19 protein-coding genes are annotated in these 18,905 nt (G+C 69.5%); 6 read left to right on the forward strand and 13 right to left on the reverse strand.

What is annotated here, in order from left to right; translation table 11 throughout:
- Positions 1–14 precede the first annotated feature (14 nt).
- From kdpB to MKK69_RS05505, 5 genes are read right to left on the reverse strand one after another with little or no spacing between them, the layout of a single operon-like run.
- Positions 15–2,105: a potassium-transporting ATPase subunit KdpB gene (gene kdpB / locus MKK69_RS05485; RefSeq protein ID WP_243966699.1), complete on the reverse strand. Its 2,091-nt coding sequence runs from the start codon at positions 2,103–2,105 to the stop codon at positions 15–17.
- A gap of 56 nt (positions 2,106–2,161) precedes the next feature.
- Positions 2,162–2,353: a hypothetical protein gene (locus tag MKK69_RS05490; protein WP_243966700.1), complete on the reverse strand. Its 192-nt coding sequence runs from the start codon at positions 2,351–2,353 to the stop codon at positions 2,162–2,164.
- A gap of 1 nt (position 2,354) precedes the next feature.
- The gene (gene kdpA / locus MKK69_RS05495; RefSeq protein ID WP_243966701.1) at positions 2,355–4,070 is read right to left on the reverse strand and encodes a potassium-transporting ATPase subunit KdpA; all 1,716 of its coding nucleotides are present in this window, start codon (positions 4,068–4,070) and stop codon (positions 2,355–2,357) included.
- Between the two features lie 23 nt (positions 4,071–4,093).
- Positions 4,094–4,183 carry a K(+)-transporting ATPase subunit F gene (locus MKK69_RS05500; protein WP_238229089.1) on the reverse strand — a complete coding sequence of 30 codons (90 nt, stop codon included), beginning with the start codon at positions 4,181–4,183 and terminating at the stop codon, positions 4,094–4,096.
- 10 nt (positions 4,184–4,193) lie between these two features.
- The gene (locus MKK69_RS05505) at positions 4,194–4,394 is read right to left on the reverse strand and encodes a hypothetical protein (RefSeq protein ID WP_243966702.1); all 201 of its coding nucleotides are present in this window, start codon (positions 4,392–4,394) and stop codon (positions 4,194–4,196) included.
- A gap of 82 nt (positions 4,395–4,476) precedes the next feature.
- On the opposite strand from MKK69_RS05505, the gene MKK69_RS05510 reads away from it, so the two are divergent.
- Complete coding sequence (locus tag MKK69_RS05510; protein WP_243966703.1) at positions 4,477–5,172, forward strand: VIT family protein; 696 nt, start codon at positions 4,477–4,479, stop codon at positions 5,170–5,172.
- A gap of 15 nt (positions 5,173–5,187) precedes the next feature.
- Here the strand turns inward: MKK69_RS05510 and MKK69_RS05515 are convergent, their stop codons facing one another.
- Both MKK69_RS05515 and MKK69_RS05520 read right to left on the reverse strand, forming a co-directional pair.
- Positions 5,188–6,411: a major royal jelly family protein gene (locus MKK69_RS05515; RefSeq protein ID WP_243966704.1), complete on the reverse strand. Its 1,224-nt coding sequence runs from the start codon at positions 6,409–6,411 to the stop codon at positions 5,188–5,190.
- 252 nt (positions 6,412–6,663) lie between these two features.
- On the reverse strand, positions 6,664–10,395 hold the full coding sequence (locus MKK69_RS05520; RefSeq protein ID WP_243966705.1) for a vitamin B12-dependent ribonucleotide reductase: 3,732 nt from the start codon (positions 10,393–10,395) through the stop codon (positions 6,664–6,666).
- Positions 10,396–10,910: 515 nt separating this feature from the next.
- Between MKK69_RS05520 and MKK69_RS05525 the strand changes: the two genes are divergently transcribed.
- Entirely contained in the window at positions 10,911–11,327 is a 417-nt protein-coding gene (locus tag MKK69_RS05525) for an NADH:ubiquinone oxidoreductase subunit NDUFA12 (RefSeq protein ID WP_243966706.1), read from the forward strand.
- 128 nt (positions 11,328–11,455) lie between these two features.
- A complete protein-coding gene (locus MKK69_RS05530; RefSeq protein ID WP_243966707.1) occupies positions 11,456–12,112 on the forward strand; it encodes a DUF2155 domain-containing protein in 657 nt (218 codons plus the stop codon).
- 4 nt (positions 12,113–12,116) lie between these two features.
- Here MKK69_RS05530 and aat read toward each other — a convergent pair whose 3' ends face one another.
- The 4 genes from aat to MKK69_RS05550 all read right to left on the reverse strand — a co-directional run bounded on the left by aat (position 12,117) and on the right by MKK69_RS05550 (position 15,712).
- Positions 12,117–12,800, reverse strand: a complete 684-nt coding sequence (gene aat, locus MKK69_RS05535; RefSeq protein WP_243966708.1) for a leucyl/phenylalanyl-tRNA--protein transferase — start codon at positions 12,798–12,800, stop codon at positions 12,117–12,119.
- A gap of 79 nt (positions 12,801–12,879) precedes the next feature.
- Positions 12,880–14,232 (reverse strand): acetyl-CoA carboxylase biotin carboxylase subunit, encoded by a 1,353-nt coding sequence (gene accC / locus MKK69_RS05540; RefSeq protein ID WP_243966710.1) that lies wholly within the window; start codon positions 14,230–14,232, stop codon positions 12,880–12,882.
- A 102-nt stretch (positions 14,233–14,334) separates the two neighbouring features.
- A complete protein-coding gene (gene accB, locus MKK69_RS05545; RefSeq protein WP_243966711.1) occupies positions 14,335–14,799 on the reverse strand; it encodes an acetyl-CoA carboxylase biotin carboxyl carrier protein in 465 nt (154 codons plus the stop codon).
- Positions 14,800–14,938: 139 nt separating this feature from the next.
- Positions 14,939–15,712: a DsbA family protein gene (locus MKK69_RS05550; RefSeq protein WP_243966712.1), complete on the reverse strand. Its 774-nt coding sequence runs from the start codon at positions 15,710–15,712 to the stop codon at positions 14,939–14,941.
- Between the two features lie 210 nt (positions 15,713–15,922).
- Between MKK69_RS05550 and MKK69_RS05555 the strand changes: the two genes are divergently transcribed.
- On the forward strand, positions 15,923–17,077 hold the full coding sequence (locus MKK69_RS05555) for a pyridoxal phosphate-dependent aminotransferase (RefSeq protein WP_243966713.1): 1,155 nt from the start codon (positions 15,923–15,925) through the stop codon (positions 17,075–17,077).
- A gap of 4 nt (positions 17,078–17,081) precedes the next feature.
- On the opposite strand, the gene gph is transcribed toward MKK69_RS05555, so the two are convergent.
- Both gph and MKK69_RS05565 read right to left on the reverse strand, forming a co-directional pair.
- Positions 17,082–17,780: a phosphoglycolate phosphatase gene (gph, locus tag MKK69_RS05560; RefSeq protein WP_243966714.1), complete on the reverse strand. Its 699-nt coding sequence runs from the start codon at positions 17,778–17,780 to the stop codon at positions 17,082–17,084.
- A 230-nt stretch (positions 17,781–18,010) separates the two neighbouring features.
- Entirely contained in the window at positions 18,011–18,205 is a 195-nt protein-coding gene (locus tag MKK69_RS05565; protein ID WP_243966715.1) for a hypothetical protein, read from the reverse strand.
- A gap of 185 nt (positions 18,206–18,390) precedes the next feature.
- Here MKK69_RS05565 and MKK69_RS05570 point away from each other — a divergent pair, with 185 nt between their 5' ends.
- Both MKK69_RS05570 and MKK69_RS05575 read left to right on the forward strand, forming a co-directional pair.
- Positions 18,391–18,633, forward strand: a complete 243-nt coding sequence (locus MKK69_RS05570; protein WP_243966716.1) for a hypothetical protein — start codon at positions 18,391–18,393, stop codon at positions 18,631–18,633.
- 28 nt (positions 18,634–18,661) lie between these two features.
- Positions 18,662–18,877, forward strand: a complete 216-nt coding sequence (locus MKK69_RS05575) for a hypothetical protein (protein ID WP_243966718.1) — start codon at positions 18,662–18,664, stop codon at positions 18,875–18,877.
- The last annotated feature ends 28 nt before the right edge of the window (positions 18,878–18,905 follow it).

Raw genomic sequence — 18,905 nt, forward strand, 5'->3', positions numbered from 1 at the left:
TCCCAGGGACCGGTTCAGGCGAGGCGCAGGGCGGTGACGGCGAGGTCGATGGCCTTGATGCCGATGAAGGGCACGATCACGCCGCCGAGCCCGTAGATCAGGAGGTTGCGGCGCAGGAGCGCGGCCGCGCCCACGGCCCGGTAGGTCACGCCGCGGAGCGCCAGCGGGATCAGGGCCACGATGATCAGCGCGTTGAAGATGATCGCCGACAGGATCGCGCTCTGCGGCGAGGCGAGATGCATGACGTTCAGCGCCTGCAGCTGCGGGTAGAGCGTCAGGAACATCGCCGGGATGATGGCGAAGTACTTGGCCACGTCGTTGGCGATCGAGAAGGTCGTCAGCGCGCCGCGGGTCATCAGCAACTGCTTGCCGATGCCGACGATCTCGATGAGCTTGGTCGGATCGCTGTCGAGGTCGACCATGTTGCCCGCCTCGCGGGCCGCCACCGTGCCGGTGTTCATGGCGACGCCGACATCGGCCTGGGCCAGCGCCGGGGCGTCGTTGGTGCCGTCGCCGCACATGGCGACGAGCTTGCCCTCGGCCTGCTCCTTGCGGATCAGCGCCAGCTTGTCCTCGGGTGTGGCCTGGGCGAGGAAATCGTCGACGCCGGCTTCCGCCGCGATGGCCGCCGCGGTCATCGGGTTGTCGCCGGTGATCATCACCGTGCGGATGCCCATCCGCCGCAGCTCCGCGAAGCGCTCGCGGATGCCACCCTTCACGATGTCCTTCAGGTAGACGATTCCGAGCAACCGGCCGTCGCGGGCGACGGCCAGGGGCGTGCCGCCGGCCTTGGCGATCGTCTCCGCGATGGCGCGGATCTCGCCGACCACGCGTGATTCCGGATCGGGCTGGAAGGCGAGGGCGGCGTTCGAGCCCCGGCTCGCCATGGGCTGCGCGGCGAGCGAGGCGATCACGGCCTCCACGGCGCCCTTGCGGATCGAGGCCCCGTTGAGATCCACGCCGGACATCCGCGACTGCGCGGTGAACGGCACGAAGGTGGCGTTGAGCCCCGCCATGTCGCGGGCGCGGATGCCATAGGTCTCCTTGGCGAGGACCACGATGGAGCGGCCCTCGGGGGTCTCGTCCGCCAGGGAGGCGAGTTGCGCCGCGTCGGCCAGTTCCTGCTCCGAGACCCCGGAGACCGGGCGGAACTCGGTCGCCTGCCGGTTGCCCAGGGTGATCGTGCCGGTCTTGTCGAGGAGCAGCGTGTCCACGTCGCCCGCCGCCTCGACGGCCCGGCCCGACATGGCGAGCACGTTGAAGCGCACCAGCCGGTCCATGCCGGCGATGCCGATGGCCGAGAGCAGGGCACCGATGGTGGTCGGGATCAGGGTGACGAACAAGGCGACCAGCACGATCACCGGAATCGCGCCGCCCGCATAGCTGGCAAAGCTCGGGATCGAGGCCACCGCGAAGACGAACACGAGGGTCAGCCCGGCGAGCAGGATATTGAGGGCGATCTCGTTCGGGGTCTTCTGCCGGGAGGCACCCTCGACCAGGGCGATCATCCGATCGACGAAGGTCGAGCCCGCGGCCGCGGTGATGCGGACCTTGATCTGGTCGGAGAGCACCTGCGTGCCCCCGGTGACAGCCGAGCGGTCGCCGCCGGATTCGCGGATCACCGGGGCCGATTCGCCGGTGATGGCGGCCTCGTTCACCGAGGCGACGCCCTCGATCACCTCGCCGTCGGAGGGGATCAGATCGCCGGCCTCGACCAGGACGACGTCGCCGACCTTGAGGGTCGTGCCAGGCACCGTCTCGTAGCCCCCGCCCGGCCCCTTGAGGCGCTTGGCGGTCATCTCGGTGCGGGTGCGCCGCAGGCTGTCGGCCTGGGCCTTGCCGCGGCCCTCGGCGAGCGCCTCGGCAAAGTTGGCGAAGATCAGGGTAAACCACAGCCAGAGGATGATCTGGCCGGAGAAGGCGAGGTCGTTGCCCCCGGTGACGAGGTCGCGGGCGAACAGCACGGTGGTCAGCGCCGCCACGACCTCGACCACGAACATGACCGGGTTGCGGATCATGGCGCGGGGATCGAGCTTCCTGACCGAGCCGAGGAGGGCCGGCCCGACCAGGGCGGCGCTGAACAGGGATGACGTCTGACGAGACATGGATGATGTCCGAAGCGGTGAGGGAGCCCGGCGCGGCGCGCCGGGCGCTGTCTTGGTCAGGGAACGAGGGTGCCGGTGGTCAGCGCGATCGCGGCCAGGAGGGCGAAGCCGCCGAGCAGCACGACGCCGAGGAGCGCCAGCACCAGGTCCGAAGTCCGCACCGGCGGTGCGCGCCCGGGCCGCTGCGGTTGCCGGTGCAGCACGAGGTGGTGGCGCGGCATGCGCCGGGACGGGAGGGCGCGCGGCATCTCAGCCCCCCGTCGCGAAGGTCTGGCCGGCCGCGCCCGCGAGGTGCTCGACCACGGGGCCGAGCGCCAGGGACGGGAAGAAGGTCAGGCCGCCGATGATCAGGATCACGCCGACGAGGAGACCGACGAACAGGCCGCCATGGGTCGGGAACGTGCCCGCCGAGGCCGGGACCGTCTTCTTGGCGGCGAGCGAGCCCGCGATGGCCAGAACCGGGATCTTCACGAAGAACCGACCCACCAGCATCCCGATGGCCAAGGTGCTGTTGTAGAACAGCGTGTTGGCAGAGAGACCGCCGAAGGCCGAGCCGTTATTGGCCGCCGCCGACGTGTAGGCGTAGAGGATCTCCGAGAAGCCGTGCGGGCCGGCATTGGCCGGGCCGGCGAGCCCGGCCGGCAGCACGGTCGCCAGCGCGGTGAAGCCCAGCATCATCAGGGGCAGGCACAGGATGCCGAGCATGGCCATCTTCACCTCCTTGGCCTCGATCTTCTTGCCGAGGTATTCCGGGGTGCGCCCGACCATGAGCCCGGCCACGAAGATCGCCACGATCACGAAGATCAGCATGCCGTAGAGGCCGGCGCCGACGCCGCCGATGATGATCTCGCCGAGCTGCATGTTGATAAGCGGGATCAGGCCGCCCAGCGCCGTGAACGAATCGTGCATGGCGTTGACGGCGCCGCAGGAGGCCGCGGTTGTGATCACCGCGAACAGCGCCGAGGCCGCGATGCCGAAGCGCGTCTCCTTGCCCTCCATGTTGCCGCCGGTGAGACCCAGGCCGTTGAGGACCGAGCTGCCGTTGGCTTCGGCCCAGTAGGTGACCCATACGCCAGCCAGGAACAGCACGCCCATGGCGCCCAGGATCGCCCAGCCCTGGCGCTCGTCGCGGACCATCCGGCCGAAGACGTTGGTGAGCGCGGCGCCGATCACGAAGATCGAGACCATCTGGACGAAGTTCGACAGGGCGGTGGGGTTCTCGAACGGGTGCGCGGCGTTGGCGTTGAAGAACCCGCCGCCGTTGGTGCCGAGCATCTTGATCGCCACCTGGCTGGCCACCGGCCCCAGCGCGATGGTCTGGTGCGCACCCTCCAGCGTCGTCGCATCAACGTAGGCGCTGAACGTCTGCGGCATGCCCTGCCAGACCAGGAACAGCGTGTAGGGCACGCAGATCGGCAGCAGCACGTAGAGGGTCGCCCGGGTGACATCGACCCAGAACGAGCCGATCGTGCCGGTGGAGGCCCGGGCGAAGCCCCGGATCAGCGCCACCGCCACCGCGATGCCGGTGGCCGCCGACAGGAAGTTCTGGTGCGTCAGCCCGAGCATCTGGGACAGGTACGAGAGCGTGGTCTCGCCGCCGTAGGACTGCCAGTTGGTGTTGGTGATGAAGCTGGTCGCGGTGTTGAACGCGAGGTCCGGCGCCACCGCGGCCTGATCGGCCGGGTTGAGCGGCAGGACCGCCTGCAGGCGCAGGATCGCGTAGAGGACGGCAAAGCCCAGCACGTGGAACAGGATGACCGCGCCCGTATAGGCGAGCCAGTGCTGCTCCTGCCGGGCGTCGATGCCCGACACACGGTAGAGCCCGCGCTCGACGGGGCCGAGCACGGGCGAGAGGAGGGCGCGCTCTCCGGTGAAGACGCGGGTCATGTACGACCCGAGGGGCTTCACGAGCGCCAGCACGACCGCGCAGTAGAGCGCGATCTGGATCCAGCCGTTGAGGGTCATGGGAGGAGGTCCACGAGGGCCGCTCAGAACCGCTCGGGGCGGACGAGGGCGTAGGTGAGGTAGACGAGGAGCCCGGCCGTCACGAGGGCGCCGAGGGCGAGGTCGAAGGTCATGGCGGGCCCCTCAGAGGCGTTCGCAGAGGACGGCGTAGCCCTCGGCGAGGCCGAAGAAGGCGAGCGCCCCGGCGATGAAGACGATGTCGAGCATGGCGATCCGCTCCGGTTCGGCGGACCGGCCGCGGAAGCGCCGCGCCCGGCCTTGGCCAGGCGGGATTGTGGCCGGAAACCGCGTTAGGGTTCGAGCGCGAGCGAGGGCCCTCCGCATAAGGGCCGTGTTAGGATCGGCTGCCTGTGGCGGTCCGCGCGATCCCGGCCCGCATTCCGCTCCTGCAAGGACCTCGACGATTATGCGCCCCGTCCATACCGAGCGTCATCTCATCGACCGGATCGGCTGGCTGCGCGCCGCCGTCCTCGGGGCCAATGACGGCCTCGTCTCCACCGCAAGCCTGATCGTCGGGGTCGCCGCCTCCGCCGCCAATCCCAACGAGATCCTGGTCGCGGGATCCGCCGGGCTCGTGGCCGGCGCGATGTCCATGGCCGCCGGCGAGTACGTCTCGGTAAGTTCGCAGGCCGATACCGAACGGGCCGACCTCGACCGGGAGCGCGGCGAGCTGGCGGCCGATCCGGCGGCGGAGCGGGAGGAACTCGCCCGGATCTACATCGATCGGGGCCTCGACCCGACGCTGGCCCGGCAGGTCGCCGATCAGCTCATGGCCAAGGACGCGCTCGGCGCCCATGCCCGTGACGAGCTCGGCATCTCGGAAGTCACGACGGCGCGCCCAGTTCAGGCGGCGCTGACCTCGGCGGCGACTTTCTCAGCCGGCGCGGCCCTGCCGCTGCTGGTGGCGGCGCTCGCCCCCGGAGCGTCAGCGGCCTACAGGGTGTCGGCCGCCTCGCTGGTGTTCCTGGCTGTCCTCGGCGCCCTGGGCGCCAAGGCGGGCGGCGCCCCCCTGGTCCGGGCCACGGCCCGCGTGACCTTCTGGGGGGCGCTCGCCATGGCGGTCACCGCGGGGATCGGCAGCCTCGTCGGCAAGGCCGTCTGACGCGCACAGGCCGCGTCAGCGTGCGGTGCCGGCCCCGGTCGATCCGGTGACATCGCCCTGGCTTGGCTTGATCGCCCAGAGTTCCGTCGGAAGGCTGATCGGTGCGCCGGGCTTGTAGTCCGCGGAATCTTGGATGTGCGACGTCGTCACGTAGACCGTGCCGTCCGGCCCCTCGCTGAACGTGTCCGGCCACCGCAACTGCGGATCCTGGACCAGCGTCGTCAGGCCCGCTCCGGTACGGGAGAGATCGCGGACCTTCACGGCGTTGTCCTGCGGCGACGTCACGTACATCCGGCCGTCCTCGCGGGAGATCATCAGGCCGTCGGCGGGGCCGTTCTCACCGACGGTGACGATCTTGCCGCTCAGCGTCCGGTCGCTGAGCGACTCGGGCACGAAGGACGCGGTCGCCCAGCCGGTGAGCGCATCGGTCGGCAGGCTGTAGAGCGTCTTGCCCTTGATCGCCTGCCAGTACAGCGTCTTGCCGTCCGGCGAGAGGGCAATGCCGTCCGCCGCGAAGTCGACGCCGCGCCCGTCCGGGCGGCGCAGGGGCTTGCCGTCGTACTGCACGGTCACGCTCGTGTCCGGCATCGTCGAGGCGTGGCCCGAGAGCAGGCGCTTGGCCGATCCACTGTCGAGATCAACCACGATCAGCGCGCCCTCGGCGCCGGAATCGGTGAGGTAGGCGGTCTTCCCGTCCGGCGCGATGCGCACGTCGTTGATGTAGGACGCCTGCAGCACGGTGCTGCTGTCGAACGGGATGGTTTTCACGACCTGGTTGGTCTTCAGGTCGATCCCGACGAGCTTCGGCCCATCCTTGATCACGTGGGCCATCGCGGGGGCCGCGGCATCGACCACCCAGAGGCGGTCCTGCTGGTCGGCCACGACGCTCTGCACGCAGACGAAATGAGTCTTCGGATCGACCGTGTCCGCCTTCGCGTTGCGCCAGCTGTTCCACCCGAGATCCGGGAAGGGCACCGGCTTGCCGTCCTTTAACTCGGCCACGGAAACGGGGGCGTCCTCGCTCCAGCGGGGAAAGTTGACGAACATGCGCCCGTCGCGGCTCACGGTGATGCCGGTGACCTGATGCTCGAAGCTCGCGATCTTGGTGAGCGGTGCTTGCCCGGCGGCAGACCCTTGCCCGGGGGTCCGATCCTGGGCGGAAGCGAGCGTCGGCAGACTGGCCACGCCGGACATCAGCGAGAGGGCGAGTCCGAAACGGATGCCGGCGGAAGACGTCATTGTGCACACTCCTGGGATTCGGCGGGGCAACGCGTCAGCGGGCGCGGGGGTCCCGGGAGCGATCGGCTGTGCCGTCCGCGGCCGCCCCGAGCATCGGGTCGCCACTCCCGATCGGACCTGCCGCCATTCCACCAGGGACGTTGAATCAAACGGGCGGCTCTCACGAGCCGCCCGCTTGCCGTCCGATCGAACCAAGTGACGCGTCGAGATAGCGGCCCGTCACTGCGGGCCGCTATCATCCCTCCAAAGGGGCTACGAGCAACCGGTCGTGGACCCGCAGGTGTCGCATTTCAGGCAGGTGCCGTTCCGGACCAGTGTGAAGTTCGCGCATTCCGGACAGGCCTCGCCGACATAGCCTTTCATCTTCGCCTCGGCACGGCGGTCGGCGACGCTCCGTTCCCCCTTGGCGAAGGGCAGGCTGTCGGCGATCGTCTCGGCCAGGCCCGCGGTAACGGGCTCCGCCTTCAGCGCCGTGCTGCCGCGGATCGCGTGGACCGTGCCGCCGGCCGGCGTCGTCTGACCGGCGCTCGCCGCCCCGATGCCGAGGCTCGCCCCGGCCGGGCCGCCCTGGATCAGGGTGAGCCGGTCGGCGGAGCCCCGGAGCAGGCCCCGGGAGACGACCGAGGACGCCGGGGCGGGCTTGGGACCCTCGCGGGTCGTGTCGCCGCTCTCGCCGCCGCCGATCACCGTCCCGCCGATCTCGGAGGGGCTGACATGGGCGAGATCGGCGCGGCCGAGATACGACACCGCCAGCTCCCGGAACACGTAGTCGAGGAGCGAGGTGGCGTTCTTGATCGCGTCGTTGCCCTGCACGAAGCCCGCCGGCTCGAACCGCGTGAAGGTGAAGGCCTCCACGTACTCCTCCAGCGGCACGCCGTACTGGAGCCCGAGCGAGATCGCGATGGCGAAGTTGTTCATCAGGCTCCGGAAGGTCGCGCCCTCCTTGTGCATGTCGATGAAGATCTCGCCGAGGCGTCCGTCGTCGTACTCGCCGGTCCGCAGGTAGACCTTGTGCCCGCCGACCACCGCCTTCTGGGTGTAGCCCTTGCGCCGGGTCGGGAGCTTCTCACGGGAACGGATCCGTTCCACCCGCTCGATCACCCGCTCGACGATCTTCTCCGCGACCTGGGCGGCCCGGGCCGCGGCCGGCGCCTGCAGCACGGCCTCCAGGGCGTCGTCGGCCTCGTCATCCTCGTCGACGATCAGGGCCGAGTTCAGCGGCTGCGACAGCTTCGAGCCGTCGCGGTAGAGGGCGTTCGCCTTGAGGGCGAGGCGCCAGGACAGCAGGTAGGCCGCCTTGCAATCCTCCACCGTGGCGTCGTTGGGCATGTTGATGGTCTTGGAGATCGCCCCCGAGATGAAGGGCTGCGCCGCCGCCATCATGTGGATGTGGCTCTCCACCGAGAGGTAGCGCTTGCCGATCCGGCCGCACGGGTTGGCGCAGTCGAACACCGCGTAATGCTCGAGCTTGAGGAAGGGCGCGCCCTCCAGCGTCATCGCCCCGCAGATATGGGTGTTGGCGACTTCGATGTCCTTTTTCGTGAAGCCGAGAAACGGCAGCAGCTCGAAGGTCGGGTCCGCGAGCTTCTCCGCCGGCACGTTGAGGGTCTGGGTGAGGAAGTCGTCGCCGAGCGTCCAGCGGTTGAACACGAACTTGATGTCGAAAGCCGACTTCAGCCCCTTCTCCACCGCGGCGATCTTGTCGTCGGGGAACCCTTTGGCGCGCAGGGTCGTCGGGTTGATCGCCGGTGCCTGGCCCATCGAGCCGTGGCCGACCGCGTAGGCTTCGATCTCCGCGATCTCGGATTCCCGGTAGCCGAGTGCCCGCAGGGCGTCGGGCGCCGCCTGGTTGATGATCTTGAAGTAGCCGCCGCCGGCGAGCTTCTTGAACTTCACCAGGGCGAAGTCTGGCTCGATTCCGGTCGTGTCGCAATCCATCACCAGCCCGATCGTGCCGGTCGGCGCGATCACGGTGGCTTGGGCGTTGCGGTAACCGTGCGCCTCGCCGAGCCTCAGCGCCTTGTCCCAGGCCGCCCGGGCATGGTCGCCGAGATCCGCCTGCGGGATGTTGGCATGGTCGAGGGCGACCGGGGCGACGTTGAGGAACTCGTAGCCCGCGGTCTCGCCGTGGGCGGCCCGGCGGTGGTTGCGGATGACCCGCAGCATCGCATCGGCGTTCTCGTCATAGCCCGGGAAGGTGCCGAGTTCCGCGGCCATCTCGGCCGAGGTGGCATAGGCGATTCCGGTCATGATCGCGGTGAGCGCGCCGGCCAGCGCCCGGCCCGCGTCGGAATCGTAGGGCAGGCCCATGGTCATCAGCAGGCCGCCGATATTGGCGTAGCCGAGGCCGAGGGTCCGGTAGCGGTAGGACAGCTCCGCGATCTCCTTCGAGGGGAACTGCGCCATCATCACGGAGATCTCAAGCACCACCGTCCAGAGGCGGTTCAAGTGCTCGAAGGCGTCCACGTCGAAGCGCTTGGTCTCCCGATCGTACATCGTCAGAAGGTTCGCCGAGGCGAGATTGCAGGCGGTGTCGTCGAGGAACATGTACTCGGAGCACGGGTTCGAGGCCCGGATCCGCCCGCCCGCCGGGCAGGTGTGCCAGTCGTTCATCGTGGTGTTGAAGTGCAGGCCCGGATCCGCCGAGGCCCAGGCGGCCTCGCTGATCCGCTCCCACAGCTCCCTGGCCTTCAGGGTCTTGGTGACCTTGCCGGTGGTGCGCGCCGTCAGCCGCCAGTCCGCATCCGCCTCGACCGCGCGCAGGAAGTCGTCGGTCAGCGAGACCGAGTTGTTGGAGTTCTGGCCGGCGACGGTGAGATAGGCCTCTGAATCCCAGTCGGTGTCGTAGACGGGGAAGTCGATCTTGGTGAAGCCCTGCCGGGCGAACTGCACCACGCGCTTGATGTAGGCGTCCGGAACGGAGGCGCGGCGCGCAGCCTTGATCTCGCGCTTGAGGGCCGGGTTACGCTCCGCGTCGAAACAGGCATCGCCCTCGGCTTCGCACTGGGTGCAGGCCTTCATCACCAAGCTCAAGTGCTTGGAGACGACCTTCGAGCCGGTCACCAGGGCGGCGACCTTCTGCTCTTCCTTGACCTTCCAATCGATGAAGGCCTCGATGTCCGGGTGGTCGATGTCGACGATCACCATCTTGGCGGCGCGCCGGGTGGTGCCGCCGGACTTGATCGCGCCGGCCGCCCGGTCGCCAATCTTCAGGAAGCTCATCAGGCCCGACGACTTGCCGCCGCCGCCGAGTTTCTCGTTCTCGGCCCGGAGATGCGAGAAGTTCGAGCCGGTGCCGGAGCCGTACTTAAACAGGCGCGCCTCCCGCACCCACAGGTCCATGATGCCGCCCTCGTTGACGAGGTCGTCCTGGACCGACTGGATGAAACAGGCGTGCGGCTGCGGGTGCTCGTAGGCCGAGGCCGACTTGGTCAGCGCGCCCGTGTGCGGATCGCAGTAATAGTGACCCTGGCTCGGGCCATCGATACCGTAGGCCCAGTGCAGGCCGGTGTTGAACCATTGCGGCGAGTTCGGCGCTACCATCTGCCGGGCGAGCATGAAGCGCAGCTCGTCCAGGAAGGCCGAGGCGTCCTGTTCGGACGAGAAGTAGCCACCCTTCCAGCCCCAGTAGGTCCAGCAGCCGGCGAGCCGGTCGAACACCTGGGTGGCGGAGGATTCGGAGACGAAACGCTCCTCCTCGGGGAGCGCGGCGAGCGCCGCCTCGTCCGGCACCGACCGCCAGAGGAAGGACGGGACCGCGTTCTCCTCGATGCGGCGGAGCCGGGCTGGGATACCGGCCTTGCGGAAGTATTTCTGCGCGAGCACGTCGCTCGCCACCTGGCTCCAGCTCTCGGGCACGTCGATGCCGTCCAGACGGAACACCACCGATCCATCCGGATTGCGGATCTCGCTCAGCGCCTTCCGGAACGGGATACCGGCATAGGGCGATTGCCCGGCCGTGGTGTAGCGACGCTCGAACCGCATGAAACACACCTCTCCGACGGGACACGACGGTCCCGGCCCCGCTGGAGGCGGGGATGTTGGCCCGATGATGGGGGTGAATCCGGCCGTATCCCTGGAAGGGGCGGCAGTCGGATTCGCAAACGTGAATTAAGGTTGGTCGAACCTGCCGAATAACACCACAGGGGCGGCGCGACCGATGGAGGAACCTTACCGCCGTCCGCGTTCTCACGTCAACAAGTGGTGTGTGAGGCCTCGGTTCCCCGCTAGATGTTGTGCCGGCTCCCAAAAACCTGTGGATATCCGGGCGGGACTCGATAAGTGTCCTTCCGGTATTCCAGAATCGGGTCGGGAAAATTTTTGCTCCACACCCAGAAGTGGAGACAGTTTATCGCAGTTGGCGAAGCACCCGGGTATCGCCGGGGACGGGCGTGGCCGCGGGGCGACAGTTGGACCACGTGGCTGGACTCGTGCGCGCACGACCACCATAACGACCCCGGAAAGCGTCCTGGCGGCGCGGCACGATTCCGGGACCGACGATGGCGCTGAAGGACACTTTGCTGCGCGTCTTCACGTGGTGGAACGGCCAGACCGTCTCCCTGGCGCTCCAGACCGCACGGACCGGCATCTTCGTCGGCGAGGACGATTTCGGGAACAAGTACTACAAGGCGGAAGGGGCGCTGATCGACCGATCGGTCGGCTCCGAGCGGCGCTGGGTGGTCTACAACGGCTACGCCGACGCTTCGAAGGTGCCGCCCGGCTGGCGCGGCTGGCTGTGCCACAACGTCGACCTCGCGCCGAGCGAGGAAAACTACACGCCCCACGCCTGGCAGAAGCCGCATCTGGAGAACCAGACCGGGACGCCGAACGCCTACCGGCCGCAGGGCTCGCAGCTGTCCTGGGGGCAGCGGCCCGCCGCGACCGGCGATTACGTGTCCTGGACGCCGGGCGAGTAGCGCGGCCGACCCCGGCTTCGGGGCGCCCTTTTGCCGCCACCGTTCCGGTGTTCAAGGCGAACCCATCCCGACCGCCCGCCGCGCAGTCCGACGGCGCGGACGGCCACCCTCGTTCCGGGGTTCGAGCCTTGAGCCGCATCACAGCCCTCGTACGCCGCGCGCTCATCCCGAGCTTGGCGCTCGCCCTCTGGGCCGGTCCGGCCGCAGCCGACAAGATCAAGAACCCGACCGCCGTCTTCTCCGGCCTCGACAAGATTACCGGCCGGATCGTGTCCTTCGAGGTCGCGGTGGATGAGACCGTCCAGTTCGGCGCGCTGCAGCTCACCCCGCGGGTCTGCTACACGCGGCCCCCGACCGAGAGCGCCAAGACAACGGCCTTCCTGGAAGTCGACGAAGTCACCCTCGACAACAAGTATCGCCGGATCTTCACCGGGTGGATGTTCGCGTCGAGCCCCGGCCTGCACGCGATCGAGCATCCGATCTACGACGTCTGGTTGGTCGACTGCAAAGGCGGCAGCGACGTGATCGCCGAAGCGAAGGAGCAGGAGGACATCCCCGCCGTCGCGGCCAAGCCCGAGAAGACCAGGCGTGCCAACAAGGACGCGACCAAGACCGCGCAGCAGATCAACGCCGCCGGCCAGGTGGATGTCGAGGCGCCGCGCGGCGTGCCGGTCCAGCCGCGCCAGAAGCCCTCGCGCAAGTTCTTCCCGTCGAACGAGGGCCCGGCACCGGCCCCTGCGCCCCCGCCGCAGCCGCAGAACCTGTTCGACGCGCTGTTCCGCTGAGGCGCTAAGCCCCGTCGTCGGCGCCTAAGGCTTCCAGCACCCGGGCGCCCGGCACCGAGCCGTCGCCGGGCCAGACATGCCAGTCGGCCACGTGGTCGAGGGCATCGGCAAGGCGCCGCTTGTAGACGTGGCGCGGCAGTTCCTCCGCGCCGAACTGCGTGAGGTGCTCCGTCACGAACTGCGTGTCGGCCAACCGGTACCGCCCGGCGCGCAGGCGTCCCATCAGGTGGACCAGGGCGACCTTCGAGGCGTCGCGGACCTCGTGGAACATGCTCTCGCCGAAGAACGCCGCCCCGAGGGAGACGCCGTAGAGGCCGCCCACGAGCCGCCGGTCGTCGCCCGCATAGACCTCCACCGTGTGGACGTGCCCGAGGTCGTAGAGCGCGCCGTAGAGTTCGCGGATGCGGCCGTTGATCCAGGTGCGCTCGCTGTCCCGGCGGGGCGCGGCGCAGCCGTCGATCACGCCGTCGAAATCCGTATCGCACCGGACCTCGAACTGGTCGGACCGCACCGTCCGGGCGAGGCGCCGGGGCACGCGGAACGCGTCGAGGGGCAGGACGCCGCGCGCCTTGGGCTCGACCCAGTAGAGGGTCGGGTCCTGCGCGTCCTCGGCCATCGGGAAGATGCCCGCCGCGTAGGCCTTCAGCAGGATCTCGGGGGTGATGTCCACGCGGGTGGGGTCGTGCATGGGGTGAGTGTCGCGCGGAGCCGGCCCGAAGACCAGAGGGCTCACGCGGCCTTCACGCCGCGGGGGAGGCCGCTCGGGGTCAGGCCTTCATGCCGCCATCGGCGAGGAAATGCTCCAGCCAATGGATGTCGTAGAGGCCGTTCTGCACGTCCGCATTGCGGACGAGGGTGCGGAACAGCGGCAGCGTCGTGTCGATGCCGTCGATCACGAACTCGTCCAGTGCCCGGCGCAATCGCATCAAGCACTCGTTGCGGGTGCGGCCGTGGACGATCAGCTTGCCGATCAGGGAATCGTAGTGCGGCGGGATCCGGTAGCCCTGGAAGGCAGCCGAATCGACGCGGACACCGAGGCCGCCGGGCGTGTGGTAGTGGGTGATCTCGCCCGGGGAGGGGCGGAAGGTCTCCGGGTGCTCGGCGTTGATCCGGCACTCGATGGCATGGCCCTCGACCTTGATGTCCGACTGCGACACCGAGAGGGCACCGCCCGAGGCCACCTGGATCTGCTCGATCACGAGGTCGATGCCGGTGATCATCTCGGTGACCGGGTGCTCGACCTGGATCCGGGTGTTCATCTCGATGAAGTAGAACCGCCCGTCCTCGTACAGGAACTCGACGGTGCCGGCGCCGAGATAGCCGAGTTCCTTCATGGCGTTGGCGCAGATGCCGCCGATCTCGGCGCGCATCGATTCGTTGAGCGCGGGCGAGCCGCCTTCCTCCCAGACCTTCTGGTGGCGGCGCTGGAGCGAGCAATCGCGCTCGGCCAGGTGCACCGCGCCGCCGCGCCCGTCGCCCAGAACCTGCACCTCGATGTGGCGGGGCTTCTCCAGATACTTCTCGAGATAGACCGCGTCGTCGCCGAAGGCGGCCTTGGCCTCGGACTTGGCCATGCCGATTGCCTGCTCCAGCTCGGCCTCGGTGCGCGCGACCTTCATGCCGCGGCCGCCGCCGCCCGCCGCAGCCTTGACCAGGACCGGGTAGCCGATCTCGGCGGCCACGCGCTTGGCGTCAGTCGGGTCGTCGACGCCGCCGTCCGAGCCCGGCACGCAGGGGATCCCGAGCTTGAGCGCCGTGCGCTTCGCCTCGATCTTGTCGCCCATGGTGCGGATGTGCTGCGCCTTGGGGCCGATGAAACCGATCTGGTGGTGGGCCAGCACCTCGGCGAAGCGGGCATTCTCCGACAGGAAGCCGTAGCCCGGATGGACCGCATCCGCCCCGGTGATCTCGCAGGCCGCGATGATGGAGGGGATGTTCAGGTAGCTGTCGCGCGCCGCCGGCGGTCCGATGCAGACGCTCTCGTCGGCGAGCCGCACGTGCATCGCATCGGCGTCGGCGGTGGAGTGGACCGCCACGGTGGCGATCCCGAGCTCCTTCGCCGCCCGCAGGATGCGCAGGGCGATCTCGCCGCGGTTCGCGATCAGGATCTTGTCGAACATCGGATCCGTTAGGGCGTCCGCGCGGTCAGGAGCGCGCAGGAGGCTCTATCCTCTTGTTATGCGGCGGCGTCCAGGCGCGGCGCGACCGCCCGGGCGGACATCCTAGCTGATGACGAGCAGGGCCTCGCCGAACTCCACCGGCTGCCCGTCCTCCACGAATATGGCACTCACCGTACCGGCGCGGGGCGCCACGATCTCGTTGAAGGTCTTCATCGCCTCGATGAGCAGCAGCTTGTCGCCGACCTCGACCCGCGCGCCGACATCCACGAAGGACTTGGCGTCCGGCGAGGGCCGGAGATACGCGGTCCCGACCATGGGGGAGGGGACGGTGCCCGGCTGCGTCCGCGGCGGCTCGGCCGGGGCGGCGGCCGGAGCCGCCGCGGCCGGCGGCGCGAGGGCCGCCACGGGCGCCGGTGCCGCGACCTGGACGCTCGCGGGTTCGAGCCGGCGTACCACGCGGATGCGCAGGTCGCCCTTCTCGACCTCGATCTCGGACAGGCCGGTCTCGGTTACGAGGTTGGCGAGCTCGCGGACGAGCTCGGGATCGATGGCATCGTTCTTTGACATCCGGCCTACTTCGTATCGCGGCGCGTCGGTCCGGCCGTGCGAGTCGGCGCCGGACCACGGCCCTGCGGCTGGCGGCTCTTAGACGAAGGCGCCCCGGCGCGACAAGGCCGCGCGGGTCACGCCTCCTCCGCCCGGCGGCTCAGCAGGCGGCGTGACCGCATTGACGCACGTCGGCAATGGTCTTGCGCATCGGATCGACGCCGACCGCGCCGGGGATGACCTCGTCGCCGATGATGAAGGCCGGCGTGCCCGACAGGCCGAGCCGGTCGCCGAGGCCGCGGTTCTCGCTGAGCGCCGCCTTCACCTCGGGGGAGGCCATGTCCTTTTGAAGCTTGGTCGTATCAACGCCGAGATCCTTGGCGACCTGGATCGCCCGGGCGCCGTTCACCCGGCCCTTGGTCTCCAAGAGCTTCTGGTGGAACTCGAACAGCTTGTCGCCCTTGAGCTGCTGGCGCACCGCGATGGCGACCTGGCTGGCCTCCAGGGATTCCGGGCCGAGGACCGGGAAGTCCTTGATCACCACCCGGAGCTTCGGATCGGACTTGATCAGCGCCTGGACGTCGCCCAGCGCCTTGCGGCAGTAGCCGCAATTGTAATCGAAGAACTCGACCATCGTGACGTCGCCCGAGGGGTTGCCGGCGACCACGTCGTGCGGGCCGTTGTTCAGCGCTTCGCGGGCATCCTTCAGGGCGGAGGCCTGGGCGAGACGTTGCGTCTCCGCCTGCTGCTTCTCGGCCTCCGCCAGGGCCTCCTGGAGCACCTCGGGGTGCTTGATCAGGTAATCCTTGACGATGACCTCGATGCCGGCGCGCTGCGCATCCGTGAAGGGCGCGGCGGGTGTCTGGGCGAGCGCCGGAGCGGCGACGAGGCCAAGCGCCAGGATCAGCGCGGGCAGGGGGCGGATGAACGGCATGGATCCTCGCTTGCGGGGCAAGCCGGCCCGCGCTGGGCGCGAGCGGTAGGGGACGGGTTTGGCGTTTTCGCGGCACCGGGTCAATCGCGCCGCCGTCCGGCGAATCGGCCCCAGGCCGATAAGCGATCGGGCTCGGGCGGTTGAGGCGGTGGCGGCGGCGCTCTACCCTGCCGGTCCCGGCCGGCCGCTTCCGGTTCCGAGAAGGACCGCATGACCCCGATCTCCCGACGGGCCGCCGCCGTGCGGCCGTTCCTCGCCATGGATGTGATGGCCGCCGCCGCCGCCAAGGCCCGCGACGGCGCCGACGTGGTCCGGATGGAGGTCGGCCAGCCCTCGGCGCCGGCCCCCCGCGCGGCGATCGCGGCCGCGCAGGAGGCGCTCGCGACCGGGCGCGTGCCCTATACGGAGGCCCTGGGCCTGCCCGCGCTGCGCGCGCGCATCGCCCGGGACTACCGGGAGCGACACGGTGTCCCGGTCGGCCCGGAGCGGGTGGTGATCACCACCGGATCCTCGGCGGGCTTCGTCCTGGCGTTCATGAGCCTGTTCGATGCCGGAGCCCGGGTCGCGGTGCCGCAGCCCGGCTACCCGGCCTATCGCAGCATCCTCGCCGCCCTCGACCTCGTGCCCGCTCCGATGGTCCTGCGCGCCGAGGACCGCTTTGCTCCGACCGCGGCGCTCTTGCGCGAGACCCACGCCCGGGACCCCGTGGCCGGCGCCCTGGTGATGAGCCCGGCCAACCCTTCGGGCACCGTGATCACGGAGGCCGCCCTGCAGGATGTCTGCGCCGCGGCGCGGAGCCTCGGTCTGCCGCTGATCTCGGACGAGATCTATCACGGGCTCAGCTACGGGCCGGCCACCGTCACGGCCCTGCGCTTCGACCCCGACGCAGTGGTGATCAACTCGTTCTCCAAATACCATTGCATGACCGGCTGGCGCGTGGGCTGGATGGTGGTGCCGGAGGCGCTGGTCCGCCCGATCGAGCGTCTGGCGCAGAACCTCTACATCTCGGCCCCGTACCTGTCGCAGGTCGGGGCGCTGGCCGCCCTCGACGCGGCGGAAGAACTCGACGCCGTGCGCGACGGCTACGCCCGCAACCGCGCTATCCTGCTCGATGCGTTCCCCGGCCTCGGCCTCGGGCACATCCATCCGGCCGACGGGGCCTTCTACCTCTACGCCGATGTCGGCAACCTCACCGACAACGCCGCGGATTTCTGCCGGCGGATGCTCGACGAGGCGCATGTGGCGGCGACCCCGGGCCTGGATTTCGACCCCGACCAGGGCGGCCACCACGTCCGGTTCTCCTTCGCGGGCGCCGAGGCGGAGTGCCATGCGGCGGTATCCCGGCTGCGCCGCTGGCTCGGCTGAGCGCTCAGGCGGTGCCCGCCGGGACCAGGGCGCGGACGGCCGCGGGCAGCTCCGCGAAATGCCCGATCACCCGGTCGGGCCCCAGCTCGGTCACCGGCCGGTCGGTGTAGCCGAAGGTCACGGCGACCACCGGGATGCCGGCGGCCTTGGCGGTGTCGATGTCGGTCCGGGAATCGCCGACCATCACCGCGCGCGCCGGATCGCCGCCGGCCCGTTCGATCGTACCGGTGAGGTGGCGCGGATCCGGCTTGGATTGCGGGAAGGTGTCGCGGCCGCAGATCGCCGCGAAGCGGTGGCCGATCCCGAGCAGCCGCAGCAACTCGACGGACTGGTCCTCGTACTTGTTCGTACAGACCGCGAGGCGGAACCCTTCCGCCTCAAGCGTGTCGAGCGCTTCGGACACCCCCGGGAACAGGTGCGACGTGTCGGCGAGATGCGCGCCGTAATGGGCGATGAAGGCGTCGAACAGCCGGTCGTGGTCCTCCGGCGCGAGCGCGCGTCCCTCCGCCTCGAAGCCCCGCCGGATCAGCGCCTTGGCACCGGCGCCGATCAACCCGCGGGCCTGCGACAGGGGCAGTTCCGGCAGGCCCTCGCGCGCCATCAGCACATTGAGCGTGGCGATGAGGTCTCCAGCGGTCTCCGCGAGGGTTCCGTCGAGGTCGAACACGGCGATGGGCGGTCGGGTCGTCGGGGCGGCGGACATTGTTTCAGAAGGCTCCTGCTGGCTTCCGGCCTCGCTAGCGGATCGGTGTGAAAACCGGAACCCGCGGGGCACGACGCCGGTGTCGGTCCGGGGGCAGCTTCGAGGCTACGCCGTCCTGGCGTGGTGCCGCGACCATACGATCGCCCGAACGGCCCCGGCTAGGCCCTGGTCCCGGGTCGCGGGGAGGGCGCCTTGGACGGTCACGCAAGCGTGCGGGAACAGGCGTGGCCCTAAACACCCGCGGCGGCGCTGAAATGCTCGCGTTTCCAGCACTCGCCCGAGATGCGCGCGCCGTTGGACGTCGCGAAGGCGTAGGGTGAGGCTTCCAGCACGGCTCCGCCGCGGGCGCGGATGATCCAACGGTAGCAGCGGGACTCGTCCGCGCAGGGGACGATCTCGACCAGATGGGTACGTACGGAAGGCATCGACATGGCCCGTTAACGCGCGGGCGAGCGCTTCCGCCTCAACGTCCCTGCGCGCACGGTTACCGAGACCCGCGTCCCGCCGCCTGTGCGCGGCCCAACGCCCTGTCGCCGGAACGCGCGATGCCGTAATCCGTTCGGGCGGTGGGACTATCGGCCGGCGCCGAGATGGAGAGCAAGGACGCAGTATGGCGATCAAGGCCCTGAACGACCGGAAGAAGCTGTCGAACGACTTCAACGAAGCCAACGACGCCTTCATCGACGAGGTGCTGAACGCCCTTCAATCCGGGAAAATCCCCTTGGATCTGGCCCGCGCCTATCTCGCGCATCCCGTCGCGATGATGCACACGGACGGGGCCCAGGCCGTGGCCGACTATTTCGAGCGCATTCTGGCGCAGCGGCCGAACATCGACTGGATGCCCGGGGATTGACCGGCACCGGTCCGGAAAGGAAGTGCGGATGACCGCCGACGAGATCCAGGACCTGAACCGCGCCCGCGCGGCGCTCGCGCGGCAGCGGAACGCCATCGCCCGGCGGATCGGCGGCCTCGAAGTGGCGCCGATCTCCATGTCCGAGGACTTGACCCGGACGCTCGTGGCGATCGAGGCCGTGGACCGGGCCCTAGTCGAGGCCGGCCAGCCGCATGTCGACATCGGTTCGGCATCGGACATGTAGGCGCGTCCGGACCGCGGCGGCGCCATCG

Source organism: Methylobacterium sp. J-026, assembly GCF_022829585.1.
In the GTDB taxonomy this organism is placed as follows: Bacteria; Pseudomonadota; Alphaproteobacteria; order Rhizobiales; family Beijerinckiaceae; genus Methylobacterium.